The organism is Acinetobacter sp. YH12231 (assembly GCF_013417755.1).
In the GTDB taxonomy this organism is placed as follows: Bacteria; Pseudomonadota; Gammaproteobacteria; order Pseudomonadales; family Moraxellaceae; genus Acinetobacter; species Acinetobacter amyesii.
Map to the genome: position 1 here is coordinate 19,687 of NZ_VPDJ01000021.1, position 17,955 is coordinate 37,641.

Below are 17,955 nucleotides of genomic sequence, written 5' to 3' on the forward strand. Positions count from 1 at the left end.
TAGGCAAATAAAAAAGCATCCAAAAGAGGATGCTTTTTTATGCGCAAGATTGATCACTCAATGCTGCGCAAATGAAATGATTGGGGATAACTTAGTTTTTATCCACAATATGAATCGTGGTGGTTCGACCCGCGACAAAAGCCAACTGATCATGCGGCACTTCATCCAGTACAATTTTCACTGGTACACGCTGTGCCAAACGAACCCAACTAAAGGTTGGATTGACATTGGCCAGTAAACTATCAGTCGATGTACGTTCACGGTCTTCAATCCCTGTTGCAACGCCTTGTACATGGCCTTTATAAACTTCAGAACTTCCCATCAGTTGGACTGTTGCAGGTGCGCCAACATAGATTTTATCCAGTTTGGTTTCTTCAAAATATCCCACAACATACAATTGTTGACGGTCAATTAAGGCCGCTACGGCTTGTCCTACTTTGACGTAATTCCCTGCTTTGAGTTCAAAGTTAGACAATGTTCCATCAGTCGGTGCAACCACTTCCGAACGTTTTAAATTCAATTCTGCCAAATGCAAACTGCTATTCGCCGCTTCAATCAGGGCTTTTTGCTGCACCACACTGGCTTTGGCTTGCTCAATCGCGGCCTGAGTTTGTTCATGCTCTGCATGTGATTGATCACGTACTGCAAACATTTGATCTTGTTCTTGTTTTGAAATCGCACCGTCCATCAAACTTGCATAACGATTTGCATTTTTATCTGCAAGATTAATATTGGCTTGTGACTTCACTAGATTGGCTTTAGCTTCAGCAAGCTGCGCTTCAGCCCCTGCCAGTCCTGCTTTGGCTTTCGCCAAGTCAGATTTGGCTTGCTCAACATCCAAAGCTTGACGTGCCACATCTATACGAAACAGCACTTGACCTTTTTTCACTTGTTGGTTGTCTTGAACTAAAACGTCTGTGACCAAACCTGAAACATCCGATGACACTTGAATCACGTCACCACGTACCCGTCCATCACGCGTCCATGGTTCCGAATTGTAATAGTCCCAAATATGTTTCAGCGCAAGTAATGCGCCACATAGCACGATTATCAACAATACAGGCCGAACATATTTTCGGACATTCAAATTGGTCATACGATTACCTCAATCATTTCATTTTTTAGGGGCTTAGAACTGGCAGAAAATAAAGATTTCATGCACCAGCCAAAGCAACATCACAAATACACCCAAATAAAAAATATTGAGCATCGGCACCCAATCTGGCGCCATCCATCGGTCAAGCAAACGCATGATGACCCGCAATAACAGATAGGCCAATACCGCTTGAATCAATAGAATGGGCACATAGACGCCATATACATTTAGCTCACCCATGTTGTGCCTCGACCTGTAAATTATCTGGTGTTTGCTGTGTTAGGACATGACACAAACTGCTTTGAATATTGTTCAGTGAATACTGAATTCGATGCATAACATCGTCGTTTTCAACACCCTGAACGGCCTGATTCAATCGTTGAATTCGCTCTACAATTTGCTGTTTCAAGCTCATATACACATTCTTTTGCCCTTGTTCCATGGCCCGAAAATAGTCATCTAAATCTTGTTGTAACTCTTCGAGTTCGCTGACCAGTGCTTCATTCGGATCGAGTTTATTCATGAGTTCTTGCAAGCGGGTCAAATCAATCACCGCACTGGCTTCCACCAAAGCCCACTCGATCTGTTGTTTCAAGTTCCCTGATTGCACCATTTTGCTATTTAGGATGCCGATTCGGTCCAACATACTGCGTAAATGCACCCGAAACGGTAAGCCATACGGCAGATATAATGCCTGACGCAGTGCTTTGTAATGCTGTGAAAGTATGCGTTGGGCCGTCATATCCGGTGACATCGCACGCACTAAATGAATAATAAACACCGAAATAATGGGTCCCAAAACCGTCCCAATCGATGCATCGAAGAAAAACACCTGATCAAGGCTAAAGCGGTTTTGAAAATTCAGCCCCATGATGGTGCCCATCAAAAGCGGCAAGCTGATCCCGACCAAAGGCGGATGTAAAAATAGCATCAGACAGAACATCACAAACGGTGCTAACACCACGATCAACTGCCAAAAAGCGGTCACATGCGGGAAAATGCCATTGGCGTAGATGAACACCATGAAAGCCGCATACATATTGGCGCGAATAAACATTTTCAATGCAGGAACAGGGTTATCCATTGCAGTTAAAATACAAGCACTGATCGCAGCCATTTCGGCCATCATAAATCCAGCTTTCCAACCACTAACGATCCAAAAACCCGTAGAAATTAAAATAATCAAACATGCGGACACCCCGCCACGAATGGCAACACCTGCATCTCGATGCAAAGTCGGATAATGACTATTGCCCAAGGCGGTCAGTGTTGCAGGTAAAGTGGAGTCGCCTTGCTGTACCCGCTGCCAAAGCAAGCGAATCGCACGAATATTCTGAATAAAATGCCGAATATCCATTTTTAGACTACCTAAAATCACCTGTTGTGATGGCAATGCCTGTGCCTGAATGTGTTGAAAATCTTGCTCAAACTGTTCAGGCAATTGATTAAGTTCACTTTCCTCAATCTGATGTTGATCTAATAAAAACGCGGCAATATGTTCATGGGCTTGCGTGAGTGCCGTCCGATAATGTGTGTCTAGACCATCTAATTGTTTCATCCGTTCAGACATGGCCACCAAGTTGCTGACCAACAAACTCAACTGATGCAAGATTTCCTGCAATGGACGTGTCATGCCTTTTAAGGTAGATTTTTCATAAGACAAATGCACCGCCATGACATGTATATCCGCGATATCTCGTGCAATATTGCCGAGGTTTTTTGAATAATTTTCTAGTTCGGCGGGCTCTAATAAAATCTGATCAAAAATTTCTTTGGTATCGGCAAAGGTTTTACTCACCCGTGTTTCGACGGCAGGGCCAATATGCATTGGAAATAATGTCGTGGTCACGATGGCACTACATACCACACCCACCGTAATTTCGAGAAAACGCCCCAAGGCCATATCGAAGATCGAAGCGGTATCAATAAAATACACCACGTTAAAACAGATAATGACCGTGGTATAACCCGCCAACATGGAAACATAACTACGAGGCGTACGGTCTAGCAGTGACAAATACAAGCAAAACCCAACCCAAACCGCTAAAAACACCGTAAACAGTACAGGCATGTGGATGAGATGTGGCAGTGCCACCACTGACACAGCCACCCCTAAGAACGTCCCTAATACACGATACAAACTTTTTGAAGACGTCATGCCTGAATATGGATTCGCGATCACGAAAACGGTGCCAATTGCCCAAATCGGATAAGCCAAATTCAGTACAAAGGCTACATACAATGCCAACATGCCCGCGATGAACGTTTTGGTCGCAAAAATCCAGTCCATTTTATTGGGCCGAAAAGCGAGTATTTGTTTCGTCAGCAGCATGATTGATCTCGTCAGTTTGCTTCTTTTTAGTGAAAACGGCCTCGTATCGAATGCTTAAACATTCGACAGCACAACCTGTATCACGGCACAGGAATGACTAGAAATTTCAATAAGTAAAGAAGCGATTCAAATCGTGTTTCAAACCATTTGAATACAAAAAGTAATGTGCAACATTGCCTGCGCATCGAAAGAATGAGCGATATTTATTCAATATAGGATATTTTCACAACAATTTTGCTTAAAAAACAAATTAAAGTCAATATTAATATCTTATTTTGATAATTAGTCTATATTTTAAATGCATATTTCAATTTTTTATTATGCTTTTATCAGAATAACCCAAGAAACCCTGTGATATTTCAGATTTGTTTCATTTCCAATGTAGAAAAGCGCAACATCAGGCCGAGCAATTTGTTATAAAGTAACTTAACGATTCATTTTTATTGTGACCAAGCAGGTTCTTATGGCGCTTTCCAGTTTTGGTAAAATTCTCACCGTACTCGACTTATTTTCAGTTGCTCGTCCCATCATCAATGTCGACATTATTAGTGAAGAATTAGGCTTATCTAAACCAACGAGCTATCGCTATTTAAAAGAACTGGTTTCTGCTGAATTATTGCAGCGCCTCAGTGGGACTTCTGGCGATTACACACTGGGTTCAAAAATTGCTGTGCTTGATTTTATTTCTCGCACCACTGATCCATTGGTGCAAATTAGCATTCCCTTCATGAAAGAAATTGTGGAACGCACAGAGTCTTGTTGCTTATTGACGCATCTGAATATCGACTCATGTATTGATGTACATCATGAACTTTATAAAGACTATGCCGCTTTGGCTTATGGTCGAGGTAGCCCGCGTCCGATGTACAAAGGCTCATCGTCTAAAGTGATTTTGTCGCAGTTACCTAAGCAACGGATTTTAGATTATTACCACCGTTTTGCGGACGAGTTATCACAAGTTGGTTTTGCGCATAATGAAGAAGAATTTATGCTGCAAATGAAAAAGATTAAAAAGCAGGGTTATTATTTTTCCAATGGTGAAGTTGACCCGAATATGTCGAGCCTATCGATTCCGATTAAATTTTCCAGTAAAGAACCCCCACTTGCTTTGACCCTATTGGCGTCTAAAAATCGTTTTGAATTTATGAATTTTCAAAAAGTCGTAGAAATGATGCAAGACTGTACAGCGCGTATTGAGAAAAAATACAGCAGTATGATGGAAGAATCGGACGCCATTTAAATCTGATCAGTTTGCGCACAACTGATGCGATGTTGTAAAGATGATATTTAATTAATCTGATAAATTTATATTATTAATTGAATTTATTAATTATAAATTCCAGATAGATTATCATAATATGATTATTGTTCTTTAGCAGTCATCTCAACCATGTGTTCCATGATTTCAGTTGATTGTCACTATACTCTTCCTCAGAGAAAGAAAAAAGCTCATCTAGATATGGGCTTTTTTTACGGCTGTTGATCATAGAAATAACGAAAGGTTAAATTCACCCTCGGCTCGGTCACTTTCATCGACTTCATTAGGGCATGTTTCCAATACCGTTGGGTTTGCCCACGCATCACAATCAACTGTCCACTTTGCAGTAAAAGCTGTACTTTCTCTTGAGTGCTTTTATGTTTAAAGCAAAACTTTCGGCTTGCGCCAAAACTCAAAGATGCGATCACCACCTGCTGTGTGGGTGAAAGCAAAGATGGCTCATCATCACTATGCCACCCCACCGCTTGCGTACCATTTTCGTATAAATTGGCCAAACAGGAATTAAACGTCTGACCCACCCGTTGCTCAATATGTTGCTTTAAGCGCAGTAAAGCTGGATTCCAGATCAATGCCTGCTTTTGCATGCCTGAATAGTGATACTCATAATGAGCATCTCCATACCAAACCACTTTTCGTTCCGTTTGAAAATACTGTCCATGCAAAATGACTTCATCATGCTGCCAAGCCAACTGCGTGAGGAAATAGCGTAAATATTTTTCACTCTCTTCGGCGTTGAAGATCAATCCATAATCTTCAACTTCACCATCATAGGGCAACAGATTTGCATGCGGTTCAGGCGTAAATAATTCAAAATTCATCGGTTCAACTCAACACTGTTTGGCACAGCAGCGTGATGCTGATGTCGTGAGCACATTTAAAAAATATCTTAGCCGAAAAACTCTCGTCACAAATCAAAACATTGTCATTACTTGTCGCATAGAATTTTCAGTCTTAGACTAAAGCTCATATTCACAATAAAAATAATTGCTTATGAACCTTTGGCAGCTTTTCCAAAAATTACGTCCATTTGTACAGCCATACCGCTGGCTGGTGGTCGTGACGCTGATCTTGACCTTAATTGGCTCACTCACGGCACAGGTGAATGCCCTGACACTCAAATATGCCGTAGACAGCATCAATCAGCTTTTACAACAAGGCCTCGGTCTAGCCAATGGTTGGCATATATTAATCACCATCACCGTAGTTTTACTGGGAAAAGAAGTCATCAATGCCATCGTGCAATTTGGACAAAAATCGTTTGGTGAAAAATTACGTATTTTAATTTCTCAGGATTTGTCCCAAGGCATTATTGAAAAATTTATCACCTATCGATTGGCATTCTTCGATCAACAAGACAACCAAGCAGGCAAACTCCAAACTCGAATTGATCGGGGTGTCAGCTCGCTCACACGACTGGTTCAAATCTTTTTTATTGATATTTTACCGTTATTTACCAGTGCCATTATTGCACTGGGCTTAATGTATTATGCCAATGTTTGGGTTGGCGTGGTGGCCACAATTATTGTGCCGATTTATTTTTGGTTGACCTTCAAACAATCACAAAAACTGGCAGGCAAACGCCGTGCCCTCCGCGATAATTTTGAAAAGAAAAATCAGGGTATTCTAAGTATTATCAACTCGATAACGGTCATTAAATCCTTTAACAAAGAAGCCGTCGAATCGAAAAAGCAATTAAATCTGCAAAAGTCGCTGACTGAAAACCAAATGCAGACACGGCAAACCAGTTATATCTTTGACGGTCTCAAAACTTTTATCGAACAAGTCGGCGTGGTGCTGATCATCATTCTGACGGCCTATTTTGTTTTGGATGGGCAAATGAGTATCGGGATGATTATGTATCACGTGTTGTTATTTAATAATGTCTCTGCCCCGATTCGCTCGCTGCATCGTATCTATGATGAAATTAACTCTGCGATGATTTATTCAGAAAGCTTCTTTAACATCTTAGAAGCGGATCATGAAATTGAAACCAGTGGTACTGCCCAACCTCCGATTCAAGGTCAATTTGAATTGAGCAATGTCGAATTTAGTTATCCCAATGGTTTTCAGGCATTACACCGTATCAATATGACCATCCAACCAAATAAAATTACCGCCTTGGTTGGTTTATCTGGCGCTGGTAAATCGACATTAATTAGCTTACTGGATAAGTTTTATCATCCTCAAGCGGGCAATATCAAACTCGATGGCATCGATTTAGAACAGATTGATACACAGTATTTACGTGAAAATATTGGTTTGGTATTGCAAAAAAATCATATTTTCCCAGGTTCAATTTTTGAAAATATTCGCTATGGCAAAAGTACAGCTACAGAGCAAGAAGTCTTCGATGCAGCACGGAAAGCCTCGATCCATGATCAGATCTTAAAACTTCCGCATGCCTATGAAGCCGATGCTTTACTGCTCTCAGGTGGACAGCAACAGCGCATTGCCTTGGCACGTATGTTCCTAAAAAATCCGCCGATTATTTTCTTGGATGAACCGACTGCAAGTTTAGATGCGATCGCTGCTGAACAAATTAAAAATAGTTTGGATCAAATTAAGCAAGGTCGTACCGTCATCATGATTTCGCATAGTTTGTCGCAAATTATCGATGCCGATTACACCTACGTCATGAAAGATGGACAAATCGTAGAACACGGGGAGCATCATGATTTGTACCATCAAGAAGGTGCCTATAAGCAAATCTTCGATGCGATGGCGAAAAGTTTAAATATTGACAAAATTGCCCGTACTTTTGAAGAAGACGAAGAAACACATAGTTAATTTAGACCGAAAAAAGCCCATCATTTGATGGGCTTCGTTCATCTTGATGTTAATCAATTAACGCTGAACTTTTTGCTCAATTTCTTCAACACTGGTGTGACGGACATCTAGACCTTTCACCATATAAATCACTTGTTCAGAGATATTTCGAGCATGGTCACCAATACGTTCAAGTGAACGCAGCACCCAAAGTACATTCATCACCCGAGTAATGTGGCGTGGATCTTCTATCATATACGTCATGAGGGTACGGGTTGCCGATTGATACTCGCGGTCAATATCAGCATCGGCCAAAAGGACACGTAAAGCCTGATCTACATCCAAACGTGCAAAGGCATCGAGCGCATCATGAATCATCACGCGGACTTGGTTGCCAATATGACGTGTTTCCATATAGCCACGCGGTGAACCCCCCTCTTCACACAAGCTTTGTGCAATACGGGCAATTTTTGCCGCTTCATCACCAATCCGTTCTAAATCGGTGTTGGCTTTCGACATCGCAATCACCATGCGTAGATCAATTGCAGCAGGATGACGACGCGCCAAAATTAGGGTAAGCGCTTCATCAATTTCAGTTTCCATACGGTTCACCGTATTGTCTTGAAATTGAACATCAATCGCCATTGTTGCATCCGTATCCAATAAGGCATGAATGGCATTTGCAACCTGCTGCTCCACCAAACCACCCATGGTCATAAATTTGGTATGCACATCCTGCAACTCTTCATTGAATTGCGAAGAAATATGATGGTTTAAAACAGGATTATTAGGCAAAGCGAGTCTCCACTACAACGTGAATCGGCAGATTTTAGTGCCATATTAAAGCATATTGATTGTGAAACTTTTATGACCATGGATTATTTCTTTAGTAGGATCGATGGCTGATTTTTCTGATCGACCAACCACGCATTCATTTCCACTAAATCAGCTTCCGTTAATTTCCCAACGGAGGCTTTGAGTTGCAGTACATGTATTAAATAATCGTACTTGGAATTTAAATAATCTTGACGGGCTGAAAAGGCATTACGCTGTGCCAGTAGCACATCAACCATAGTTTTCAGACCTTCTTGGTACTGGGCTTGTGAGGCCAAAGACACTTGCGCGGAAGAATCCATTGCAGCTTTACGTGCCTGTAATTTACTTTGATCCGTTTCGACTTGCATATATGATTTTTTTACATCGGTTTGTGCTTTTCGAATCGCTGCATCCACCAGTGCTTGGCTTTTTTCAACATTGATCGCCGCTTGCTTAATGGATTTCTGTGTCCGTCCACCATTAAACACATTCCAGTTCATTTCAATCCCCACCTGATCAAATTGACCATCTTGCGACATGATGGATTGTGGACTTTGCTTGTTATACCCATAGGTCCCTACCGCTTCAATCTGAGGATATAAGGCAGCTTTTTCGACGCGTTTACCATCTTCCGCATAACGTTGTTGCATACGCGCTTGTAAAATACCTAGATTCTGCCCCTGAGCCAGTTCTTCCCACGCTTGCACATTGTTTGGAATCGGTTTTTCAAACTGAAAATCTTCACGTAACACCGCCAGATTTTCTCGATATGGCCCAATCAATTGCTGTAATTGTTCCTGCGCCAAAACCAATTGAACATTGGTTGCCATGCGGTTTGCCCGTGCATTTTGATATTGTGCATTGGCTTCACTGACATCACTTTTTGCCACTAGGCCTTCTTTTAATTTGCCATTCATCATACGCAACTGTTCAGATAGCGCCTGTTCTTCTTGTAGGTTGGCAACCGTCAAAGCTTGTTGACGTAGGACATTAAAATAAGCTTCAGAAACATTTAAAATATGATCTTGTTTTTGAATCCGCAGATTAATTTCACTTAAGTTAATCGAGGTCTTGACTTGCTTCAGCCCTTCCCATGCATCCCAACGAAAAATGGGCTGACGGGCAGTGAGCGCAATTTGTCTTGTTGTGGTGCTGTCTGGCATGATCAGCCCGGCTTGAGCGCCGCTTTGGTTGGAATTTTGATTTTTTCGGGTCACATTTCCGGAGATTGTTACCGTCGGGAGTAAGTTCCCATTGGCAATCCCCAAATTCAATTTATCCGCTTCATATTGTAGTTTATTGGCTTGCCAATTGGGGTCTTCTTGTTTTGCGCGTTCATAAGCTTGCACAAGATCTAGCGCACACGCCCATTGACTCGTGAAAAGCAAACAAAGACTCACCACAACTTTTTTGTTCATTTTTTTTGTAAATTCCTAATATTCAAATACCCGAGATTGAATATTCAAGCCTAAAACTAAGCAGATACTAATCATATCCTTGCAAATTTCCGTATGATTTTTATTAATTTTTTATATCAAATGCGACAAAATCAGATAATTTCAGTCGTTTTCGGACATTACTCACAACGCTATAACAAAGAACTGTACAATAGTACACATATTGCACGTGTTTCATCTATAGAATAGTCGACATTCCATCGGACAATACCACTTCTATAGCGCATCGAGTTCCTGTGTCAAAATTTTTTCAGCTGCCTGCAAAGTTTAGTGCAATGTTTTTATGTTTCAGTATGTTGAATGGATGCCAACAACAGCCTGAACCACAACCTGCACCAGAGTTTCCCAACAATAAGACTGTTCAAAAAGAAGCAGTCGATTTGTCTTTGCTGTGCAAAAAACTGGAAAAAAACATGCTGGAAATTGATGATCAACGCACAACTTTCGCTTTAGAACAAATCAACCAAGATCTCAAAGTCTGCTTACCGCTGTTAAAAGCGGACGAACAAAAAAAATTACTGCGCTTGTCCAATCAAATGTATCGCAACTTTTTACATGTTGAACGTACGGCTCAACAGCAAATGGCGTTCGAACAATTTGCCTTTGATATGGCTCAGCATCCCACCATTCAACAAAATCATTATGAGCAGCTCACCGCCCGAGATCAGTATTTACTGAAACATAAAGGCCAAGCCTATGTGGAATTGTTCGATGCAGGTGAAGGACAGTTACGCTATCGCCGTAGTCCTGAATATTTAGCCAAAATTTTTGCGCCTTATATGCAAGAATCTGAGCAAGTCTTTATTGAAAAACTGGCTGAACAAAATGCACAACCTGCCTTGCTGCAACAAAGTTTAGCCATTGAGCCACAAGAGATTGCGACACGTGCCATTTTTTGGGAAGACTATCTGAAACAATATCCAGATAGCCCCTACAAAAAAGATGCACAACAATTACTATATCAATATAGCCAGTTGTTATTTATTGGTTCAGCGCATAGCCCAGTTTCTAATGATTTTTCAGACCGCCTCAGTATTCAAGCCAGTTCTTTAGAAGAAATTGAACGATTGGCCCAATTAAAAAACTCCAGATTGGCAGATCAGGCGCGTTTATTTTTAAAATTATTAGATCAAAATACTGCCGCGTCTACTCAGCGATCTGAAGCGCAGCTGTTGAATTTCATTGGTGTCCGCAATCCTGATCCGCATTATAAGAAAGACTGTTTTAGTGACGCCATCTGTGTAAATCAGTCCTCTACTTAGCCAATGCAAGTTCAATTGCACACGGGCCTAGCCAAAATTCTGCACTGCAAAATCGATGAAAAATAACACTGTTTTAAAACAGCCTTCATGCTAATATCCGCACAAAGCTTGACGGAGCGCAGGTAATTTCCTGCTGAGATCATCTAAATTTAGTTCGCTAAATTTAAGGATGAGTACCGTTGAACCTGATCAGGTTAATACCTGCGTAGGAATCAAGCCATCTAAAAACTTAAGCCCCTCTTATCTCTTGGTGTTACGCCTTTATTTTCAGGTGAATCCATCAGATAAACCGCCACGTTTTTGGTCGTGCTTGATTCGTTGATGTCATTCATAAGGATCATTGCAATGAACCAATTAACGAATCTCACCGCTTCAGATCGCGCTGCTCAACATGAACAAGATGCTAAAGATCTCACTCGTATTCTCCCTGCATCAAAGAAAGTCTATATCCAAGGCTCACGTCCTGATATTCGCGTACCAATGCGTGAGATTAGCCTTACAGATACGCCTACAGGTCTGGGTGGAGAAAAAAATCTGCCCATTATGGTCTATGACACCTCTGGTGCTTATACCGACCCCAATATTCAAATTGACCTGAATCAAGGTCTACCCAATGTCCGTGAATCTTGGATTGAGTCTCGAAATGATACGGAAATACTCGATACCTTAACTTCAAAATTTGGGCAAGAACGTCTTCGAGATATTCGTACTGCAGAGATTCGTTTTGCGCATATTTCAAAACCGCGTCGTGCTCGTCGTGGACACAATGTCTCTCAAATGCACTATGCCAAACAAGGCATCATCACCCCTGAAATGGAATACATTGCGATTCGTGAAAATCAACGTCAGCGTGAAGGTGTTGATATGCGCCAACATGCCGGTCAAAATTTTGGCGCCCGTAATTTAACTGAAATCACACCTGAATTTGTACGTCAAGAAGTGGCTGAAGGTCGTGCCATTATCCCTGCCAACATTAACCATCCTGAATGTGAACCGATGATTATTGGTCGTAACTTCTTGGTGAAAATCAATGCCAACATTGGTAACTCAGCACTTGGTTCAAGCATCGATGAAGAAGTGGCAAAAATGACGTGGGCAACTCGTTGGGGTGCTGACACCATCATGGATTTATCGACAGGTAAAAATATCCATGAGACCCGCGAATGGATTATTCGCAACTCCCCTGTACCGATTGGCACCGTGCCGATTTACCAAGCTTTAGAAAAAGTTGATGGTGTCGCAGAGGACTTAACCTGGGAAATTTTCAAAGACACACTGATTGAACAAGCCGAGCAAGGTGTCGATTATTTTACGATTCACGCAGGCGTACTGCTTCGTTATGTTCCACTCACCGCCAACCGTTTAACAGGTATTGTGTCACGTGGCGGATCCATCATGGCGCAGTGGTGCTTAGCGCATCATGAAGAAAACTTCCTGTATACGCATTTTGATGAAATCTGCGAAATCATGAAAGCCTATGATGTGTCATTCAGTTTAGGTGATGGTTTACGTCCGGGGTGTATTCAAGATGCTAACGATGAAGCTCAATTTAGTGAATTACGCACCTTAGGTGAATTGACTCACCGGGCATGGGAACATGATGTACAAGTCATGATTGAAGGCCCAGGCCATGTCCCAATGCACATGATCAAAGAAAATATGGATCTACAACTCGAGGTTTGCAAAGAAGCACCTTTTTATACCCTTGGGCCGCTCACCACCGATATTGCCCCGGGCTATGACCACATTACCTCTGCGATTGGTGCGGCAATGATTGGTTGGTACGGCACCGCGATGCTGTGTTATGTGACCCCGAAAGAGCACCTTGGTCTACCAGATAAAAAAGACGTCAAAGATGGCATTATCACCTACAAAATTGCAGCCCATGCCGCAGACCTTGCCAAAGGTCATCCCGGTGCGCAGGCCCGTGATAATGCATTGTCGAAAGCACGCTTTGAATTCCGCTGGGAAGACCAATTTAATCTGAGCTTAGACCCTGATACAGCACGCAGCATGCATGATGAAACTATGCCGAGAGAAGCACATAAATCGGCCCATTTTTGTTCCATGTGTGGACCTAAATTTTGCTCGATGAAAATCACACAAAATGTGAGAGATTATGCAAAAAATCAGCAAGATATGCAGCTTTCTTCAGAATCTAATCCTGAAATTGAGACAGGTTTACAAAGCATGAAAGCGGCCTATCATGAACATGGTCAAAAGTTGTACCATAAAGTGTAAAGCTTAAAAAAAATCTTTTGTATTCAACAAAATCTCGGTTAGGATGAAATGGAAGATTTCATCCTAATTAGCGCTTATGAATATTATTAAACAGGCCACATATAACAAAAAAGATTACAGCATTGAAGGGCGTGAACATCTTTATAAAGGCTTTATTCAAGTTGAAAAAGTTCAGCTTCGACACCGCTTATTCCATCAAGACAGCATGATTCCAACCATTCAGCGTGAATTGATTCATCGTCCTGAAGCAGCAGGTGTGCTGATCTATAGTCATCAACAACAAAAATTTGCCTTAATTGAACAATTCCGCATTGGGGCGATTGATGATGAAACTTCGCCATGGCAACTAGAGATTATTGCCGGCGTGCTCGATGGTGATGAATCTGCTGAAAGCTGCATCCGCCGTGAAAGTTTGGAAGAATCAGGCTGTGAATTAGATGCACTACAGCATTTATTTAGTTTTTATCCCTCTGCGGGTGCCTGCGCGGAATTATTCCACCTTTATAGTGCTGAATCTGAACTTCCCGAACATGGAGGAGTCTTTGGCATGCCTGATGAAGGAGAAAATATTCAATTGCATATCTTAAACTATGCTGATATTCCTGAATTATTAACCAATGGTCGGCTAAAAAACGCACCTGTCATTATGGCCTTGCAATGGTTACAACAACAAATACATACTACAAGGAATGTCTAAGGGGAAGGACATGACTTTAAGGGATACACCACAATACGACTGGACACTGATCCAGATCTCGGACACACATTTAATGGATCAGGAAGATCTTGAATTTGTCCGCATGAATCCAGAGCAGAGTTTTCACGATGTGATTCAACAAATTCAGTTGAACCATCATCACATCGATACGCTTGTCCATACTGGCGATCTTGCACAAGTGCCGGTAGAGCGTACCTATGCGCGTTATCTCGAATATATGCAACAGCAGCCGTTTCCGTTTTATCAGATTCCGGGGAACCATGACGAAGCGTCTTGCTTCCCATTTCATCAACAGAAAGATCGTGCTCACTGCATCGCATTAGGCAATTGGTGTCTGATTTTACTGAACAGTGCGGTTAAAGGAAAAGTGGATGGTTGGGTATCACAACAGCAGTTGGAACAATTAGATCAGTTACTCACAGCACATCCACAGCAACACATCATTGTGGCATGCCACCACCACCCTTTTGCCATGCAATCGCATTGGATAGATCAGCATAAACTAAAGAATGCTGAACATCTCATAGATGTGCTTTCACGCCATGACAATGTCAAAATTGTACTATGCGGACACGTACATCAAGACTCGTCTAATCAATGGCGCAATATTCAGTTTTTATCGACGCCTTCGACCAGTGTTCAGTTCAAACCGCATAGTGAAAATTTTGCCTTAGATGGGGCTTTACCAGGGTATCGTGCACTCTATCTGAATGATAATGGTGAATTTAAAACTGAAGTTGTTCGGGTCAAATTGAAACAACCTCAAATTAATGTTGAAATTTCAGGTTATTAACTTTTCAATTTGATTTTTTTGCTTTACTTTATGCCTTCTAAAGGAAAAGTGATAGTTAGAATCCAAACATCAAAGACTATCAATAAGCAGAAAAAGTCTATATGATGACGACCCCCACAGAAGGAAACTCTGTGTTGGGTGGATAAAAAACTTGCATATCACCATATTTTTTGCGTATAGATATATGCATATGATGAGGAATGCCCTACATGGCGAATGACAACCAAAATCAAGTCTTAGACGAACAAACTGATGTAGTAGACGAAAAGTCTACCAAACGCGTGCGCAAATCAAAGCCAAAGGCGACTGAAGGTGGTTCTACTGCAAGCTTATTTGGTATTGAACCTTATCAGCCTAAAAAGAATGAAGAATACATGTCTGAAGGGCAACTTGAGCATTTCCGCCACATCTTATTGGCGTGGAAAGCTGAGTTAATGTCTGAAGTAGACCGTACTTTGAATACCATGCAAGACGAAAATACTGCGCTTCCAGATGTGAACGACCGTGCAACGCAAGAAGAAGAATTTGCGATTGAACTTCGTACACGTGACCGTGAACGTAAACTGATCCGTAAAATTGAACAATCAATTGAAGCGATTAAAAATGATGACTACGGTTTCTGTGAAACGTGTGGTATCGAAATTGGCTTACGTCGCCTAGAAGCACGTCCAACAGCAACTTTATGTATCGACTGCAAAACACTTGCAGAGATCAAAGAGAAGCAAAATAACGGTTAATTCTGTGTTGAGTAATTCCTCTCTAGCCCTCCCTTTAGATAAGGGAGGGAAAGCTGCAGAGCATTACGTGGGTCGGTTTGCGCCATCGCCAACCGGCCCTTTGCATTTTGGCTCTTTAATTACAGCAGTCGCAAGCTACTGCGATGCCCGTGCCCATCAGGGGCAATGGGTCGTTCGTATCGAAGATACCGACATTCCACGTATATTTCCCGGCAGCGAAGAACACATCTTACGTTGTATTGATGCATTTCAATTCGAACCAGATACCGAGATCATTTTCCAAAAAGACCGCCTTGAAATCTATGAGCAAGTTATTGCGCATTTGCATGCCCAAGACTTGGTCTATGCCTGTCAATGCACCCGAAAAATGCTCGGTTCAAATCATATCTATCAAGGCACATGTCGTAATCTTGGCCTTCCCCTTCAGGATCAGGCTATTCGAATCAAAGTCGATGCACAGAAGATTTGTTTTACCGACCGCTTACAAGGGACGCATTGCTCCAATCTGCAACAAGATTTGGGTGACTTTGTCTTAAAACGCCGTGACGGCATTATCAATTATCAACTTGCTGTCGTGGTGGATGACTACCTACAAGGGATGACCCATGTCGTACGTGGGGCTGATCTTTTGGACAATACCGAACGTCAAATTTGGCTCGGACAGATTTTGGGTTATCCACGCCTTGAATACATGCACTTGCCATTGGCAATGAATAATCAGGGACAAAAACTGTCAAAACAGAATATGGCTCAAGCTCTTGATTTAAGCCAAGCAGCACCGTTATTACAACAAGCATTGCACGCTCTACATCAACCGCCAGTCGACTTGGACACGCCACGTAATATGCTACAACAGGCGATTGCGCAGTGGGATATTCAACATATTCCCCATGGCACAGCATTGCCTCAAATCTATCAATAAACCCACATGTTGATCTGAGCCAATCACTCGATATTCAATTGAATTATGCTTTAATAAAATGGTCAATCGACCATTGGAGAGCCTAATGTTTTTTATTTTTGGAGTTGGTTCGAAACCCAAAGTCATTGAAAAGAGCCAATTTACTTGCCCTGTCTGCCGCAGCAGAACTCAGTATGAGTTAAAACAGCAACGTAATTATTTTTCTTTATTTTTTATCCCATTGATTCCCCTTTCTAAAGCCAAGGCGAGCTTGGTCAAATGTCTCCATTGTGGAACGGAGATGCCGGCGAGTGTCCTCCACCATGCATCTCCCGATCCGCAACGAGATACGAATTTAGAAGCTTGATTCTTCTTTACTTGGGTTCACTTCTTTGGTCGTCGCATCGATCTTTAAGATCAGACTCACCATAACCGCACAGATAATCAAAGAAGACCCCCCATAACTAATAAACGGTAAGGTCAAACCCTTGGTAGGAAGCATGCCCATGTTCATGCCGGCATTCACCAAAATTTGCAGCAAGAAGATAATACTAATGCCATAAGCCAAGTAGCCTGCACGTAAGTATTGATGACGTAAAGCACGATGACCAATGCGAATACAGCAGATCAACATCACAAATGACAGCGTCAATACGGTCAAAATCCCAAAGAAGCCAAATTCTTCGCCCAAAACCGCCAACATGAAGTCAGTATGAGCCTCAGGTAAATACGACATTTTTTGAATACTATGACCCAAGCCGACACCAAACCATTCACCGCGACCAAAAGCCATTAATGCATTCGACAACTGGTAGCCTGCGCCTAATGGATCATTCCATGGATTTGAGAAGGACATCAAACGTTCTAAACGATAAGGTTCAAATAAAATCAAGAACACAAAGGCCATGATGATCGCACCAAAGGCAATTGCGAACTGAATCAACGGTGCTCCTGCGAGGAAGAATACCCCTAGCATGGTTAAGGCAATCACCACCGTCGCCCCTAAATCGGGCTCAGCCATGACCAAACCGACAGTTGCAGCCATAATCACTGCCAAACGTACCAAGCCCTTGATGTTATTGCGGACTTCTTCGGCACGCCGTACCACATAGTCTGCGGTAAATATCGCCATCATGACTTTGGCGACTTCCGAAGCCTGTAAGGTAAAACCTGCGATCCGAATCCAACGCTTAGAACCATTGACTTCAGTACCTACCGCCAAAACGGCAGCTAACAGGACAATGGTCACAATCCATAAAAAGAAGGTGTTGTTAAACCACACATTTAACGGCACTTTATAGGCGATATACGCAGCCATGGCGGCAGCGGCAATCGAAATCCCGTGTCGTGAAATGTAATGGAAGGCATTTTCATGCATGCGCTCTGCATAAGGCATCGAAGCAGATGCCACCATGATCGACCCAATACACAACAATGCCAAAACACAGAACATTAAAACATTGCGCACGTTGACCTCGGCAGGTAACCGAGGAATCCAACGCTCTACAACTTCATTTATTCTATTTATGGTCGTCTGAGCTAACCCAGCCATACAAC

General features: G+C 42.1%; 16 protein-coding genes and 1 riboswitch. Of the genes, 9 read left to right on the forward strand and 7 right to left on the reverse strand.

Features of this window, described 5'->3' with window-relative positions:
* Positions 1-91 precede the first annotated feature (91 nt).
* Genes FTV11_RS13180 through FTV11_RS13190 form a run of 3 tightly spaced genes read right to left on the reverse strand, consistent with a single transcriptional unit; the run spans position 92 to position 3,428 of the window.
* Positions 92-1,096 carry an HlyD family secretion protein gene (locus FTV11_RS13180; protein ID WP_180074134.1) on the reverse strand — a complete coding sequence of 335 codons (1,005 nt, stop codon included), beginning with the start codon at positions 1,094-1,096 and terminating at the stop codon, positions 92-94.
* A 33-nt stretch (positions 1,097-1,129) separates the two neighbouring features.
* Positions 1,130-1,336: a DUF1656 domain-containing protein gene (locus FTV11_RS13185; RefSeq protein ID WP_180004682.1), complete on the reverse strand. Its 207-nt coding sequence runs from the start codon at positions 1,334-1,336 to the stop codon at positions 1,130-1,132.
* On the reverse strand, positions 1,329-3,428 hold the full coding sequence (locus tag FTV11_RS13190; protein WP_180074135.1) for an FUSC family protein: 2,100 nt from the start codon (positions 3,426-3,428) through the stop codon (positions 1,329-1,331). Before FTV11_RS13190 ends, FTV11_RS13185 begins: the two co-directional genes overlap by 8 nt.
* 463 nt (positions 3,429-3,891) lie before the next feature.
* Here FTV11_RS13190 and FTV11_RS13195 point away from each other — a divergent pair, with 463 nt between their 5' ends.
* Positions 3,892-4,668, forward strand: coding sequence for an IclR family transcriptional regulator (locus FTV11_RS13195; protein WP_180026532.1), 777 nt, complete (start codon positions 3,892-3,894; stop codon positions 4,666-4,668).
* 230 nt (positions 4,669-4,898) lie between these two features.
* On the opposite strand, the gene FTV11_RS13200 is transcribed toward FTV11_RS13195, so the two are convergent.
* Positions 4,899-5,525, reverse strand: a complete 627-nt coding sequence (locus FTV11_RS13200) for an alpha-ketoglutarate-dependent dioxygenase AlkB (protein WP_180026531.1) — start codon at positions 5,523-5,525, stop codon at positions 4,899-4,901.
* A 172-nt stretch (positions 5,526-5,697) separates the two neighbouring features.
* Here FTV11_RS13200 and FTV11_RS13205 point away from each other — a divergent pair, with 172 nt between their 5' ends.
* The gene (locus tag FTV11_RS13205; RefSeq protein ID WP_180026530.1) at positions 5,698-7,494 is read left to right on the forward strand and encodes an ABC transporter ATP-binding protein; all 1,797 of its coding nucleotides are present in this window, start codon (positions 5,698-5,700) and stop codon (positions 7,492-7,494) included.
* A 57-nt stretch (positions 7,495-7,551) separates the two neighbouring features.
* Here the strand turns inward: FTV11_RS13205 and phoU are convergent, their stop codons facing one another.
* Together phoU and FTV11_RS13215 are read right to left on the reverse strand one after the other, a co-directional pair.
* Positions 7,552-8,268, reverse strand: a complete 717-nt coding sequence (gene phoU, locus FTV11_RS13210; RefSeq protein WP_078189433.1) for a phosphate signaling complex protein PhoU — start codon at positions 8,266-8,268, stop codon at positions 7,552-7,554.
* 83 nt (positions 8,269-8,351) lie between these two features.
* Positions 8,352-9,707 carry a TolC family outer membrane protein gene (locus FTV11_RS13215; RefSeq protein ID WP_180026529.1) on the reverse strand — a complete coding sequence of 452 codons (1,356 nt, stop codon included), beginning with the start codon at positions 9,705-9,707 and terminating at the stop codon, positions 8,352-8,354.
* Between the two features lie 314 nt (positions 9,708-10,021).
* Here FTV11_RS13215 and FTV11_RS13220 point away from each other — a divergent pair, with 314 nt between their 5' ends.
* The 7 genes from FTV11_RS13220 (at position 10,022) to FTV11_RS13250 (ending at position 16,765) form a co-directional block, all read left to right on the forward strand.
* On the forward strand, positions 10,022-11,008 hold the full coding sequence (locus FTV11_RS13220; RefSeq protein ID WP_180026548.1) for a hypothetical protein: 987 nt from the start codon (positions 10,022-10,024) through the stop codon (positions 11,006-11,008).
* A gap of 102 nt (positions 11,009-11,110) precedes the next feature.
* Positions 11,111-11,237, forward strand: a riboswitch (TPP riboswitch).
* A gap of 116 nt (positions 11,238-11,353) precedes the next feature.
* Entirely contained in the window at positions 11,354-13,249 is a 1,896-nt protein-coding gene (thiC, locus tag FTV11_RS13225) for a phosphomethylpyrimidine synthase ThiC (RefSeq protein WP_180039954.1), read from the forward strand.
* Positions 13,250-13,325: 76 nt separating this feature from the next.
* Positions 13,326-13,946, forward strand: coding sequence for an NUDIX domain-containing protein (locus FTV11_RS13230; protein ID WP_180055461.1), 621 nt, complete (start codon positions 13,326-13,328; stop codon positions 13,944-13,946).
* A gap of 10 nt (positions 13,947-13,956) precedes the next feature.
* On the forward strand, positions 13,957-14,760 hold the full coding sequence (gene cpdA, locus FTV11_RS13235) for a 3',5'-cyclic-AMP phosphodiesterase (RefSeq protein ID WP_180074136.1): 804 nt from the start codon (positions 13,957-13,959) through the stop codon (positions 14,758-14,760).
* Between the two features lie 209 nt (positions 14,761-14,969).
* A complete protein-coding gene (gene dksA / locus FTV11_RS13240) occupies positions 14,970-15,497 on the forward strand; it encodes an RNA polymerase-binding protein DksA (protein WP_078189438.1) in 528 nt (175 codons plus the stop codon).
* A gap of 4 nt (positions 15,498-15,501) precedes the next feature.
* Positions 15,502-16,419, forward strand: a complete 918-nt coding sequence (gluQRS, locus tag FTV11_RS13245; RefSeq protein ID WP_373685426.1) for a tRNA glutamyl-Q(34) synthetase GluQRS — start codon at positions 15,502-15,504, stop codon at positions 16,417-16,419.
* Between the two features lie 85 nt (positions 16,420-16,504).
* Positions 16,505-16,765 (forward strand): zinc-ribbon domain-containing protein, encoded by a 261-nt coding sequence (locus FTV11_RS13250; protein WP_180074138.1) that lies wholly within the window; start codon positions 16,505-16,507, stop codon positions 16,763-16,765.
* Here FTV11_RS13250 and ftsW read toward each other — a convergent pair.
* Positions 16,754-17,950 (reverse strand): putative lipid II flippase FtsW, encoded by a 1,197-nt coding sequence (gene ftsW, locus FTV11_RS13255; protein WP_180035957.1) that lies wholly within the window; start codon positions 17,948-17,950, stop codon positions 16,754-16,756. The two genes, FTV11_RS13250 and ftsW, sit on opposite strands and share 12 nt — an antisense overlap.
* Between the last annotated feature and the right edge of the window lie 5 nt (positions 17,951-17,955).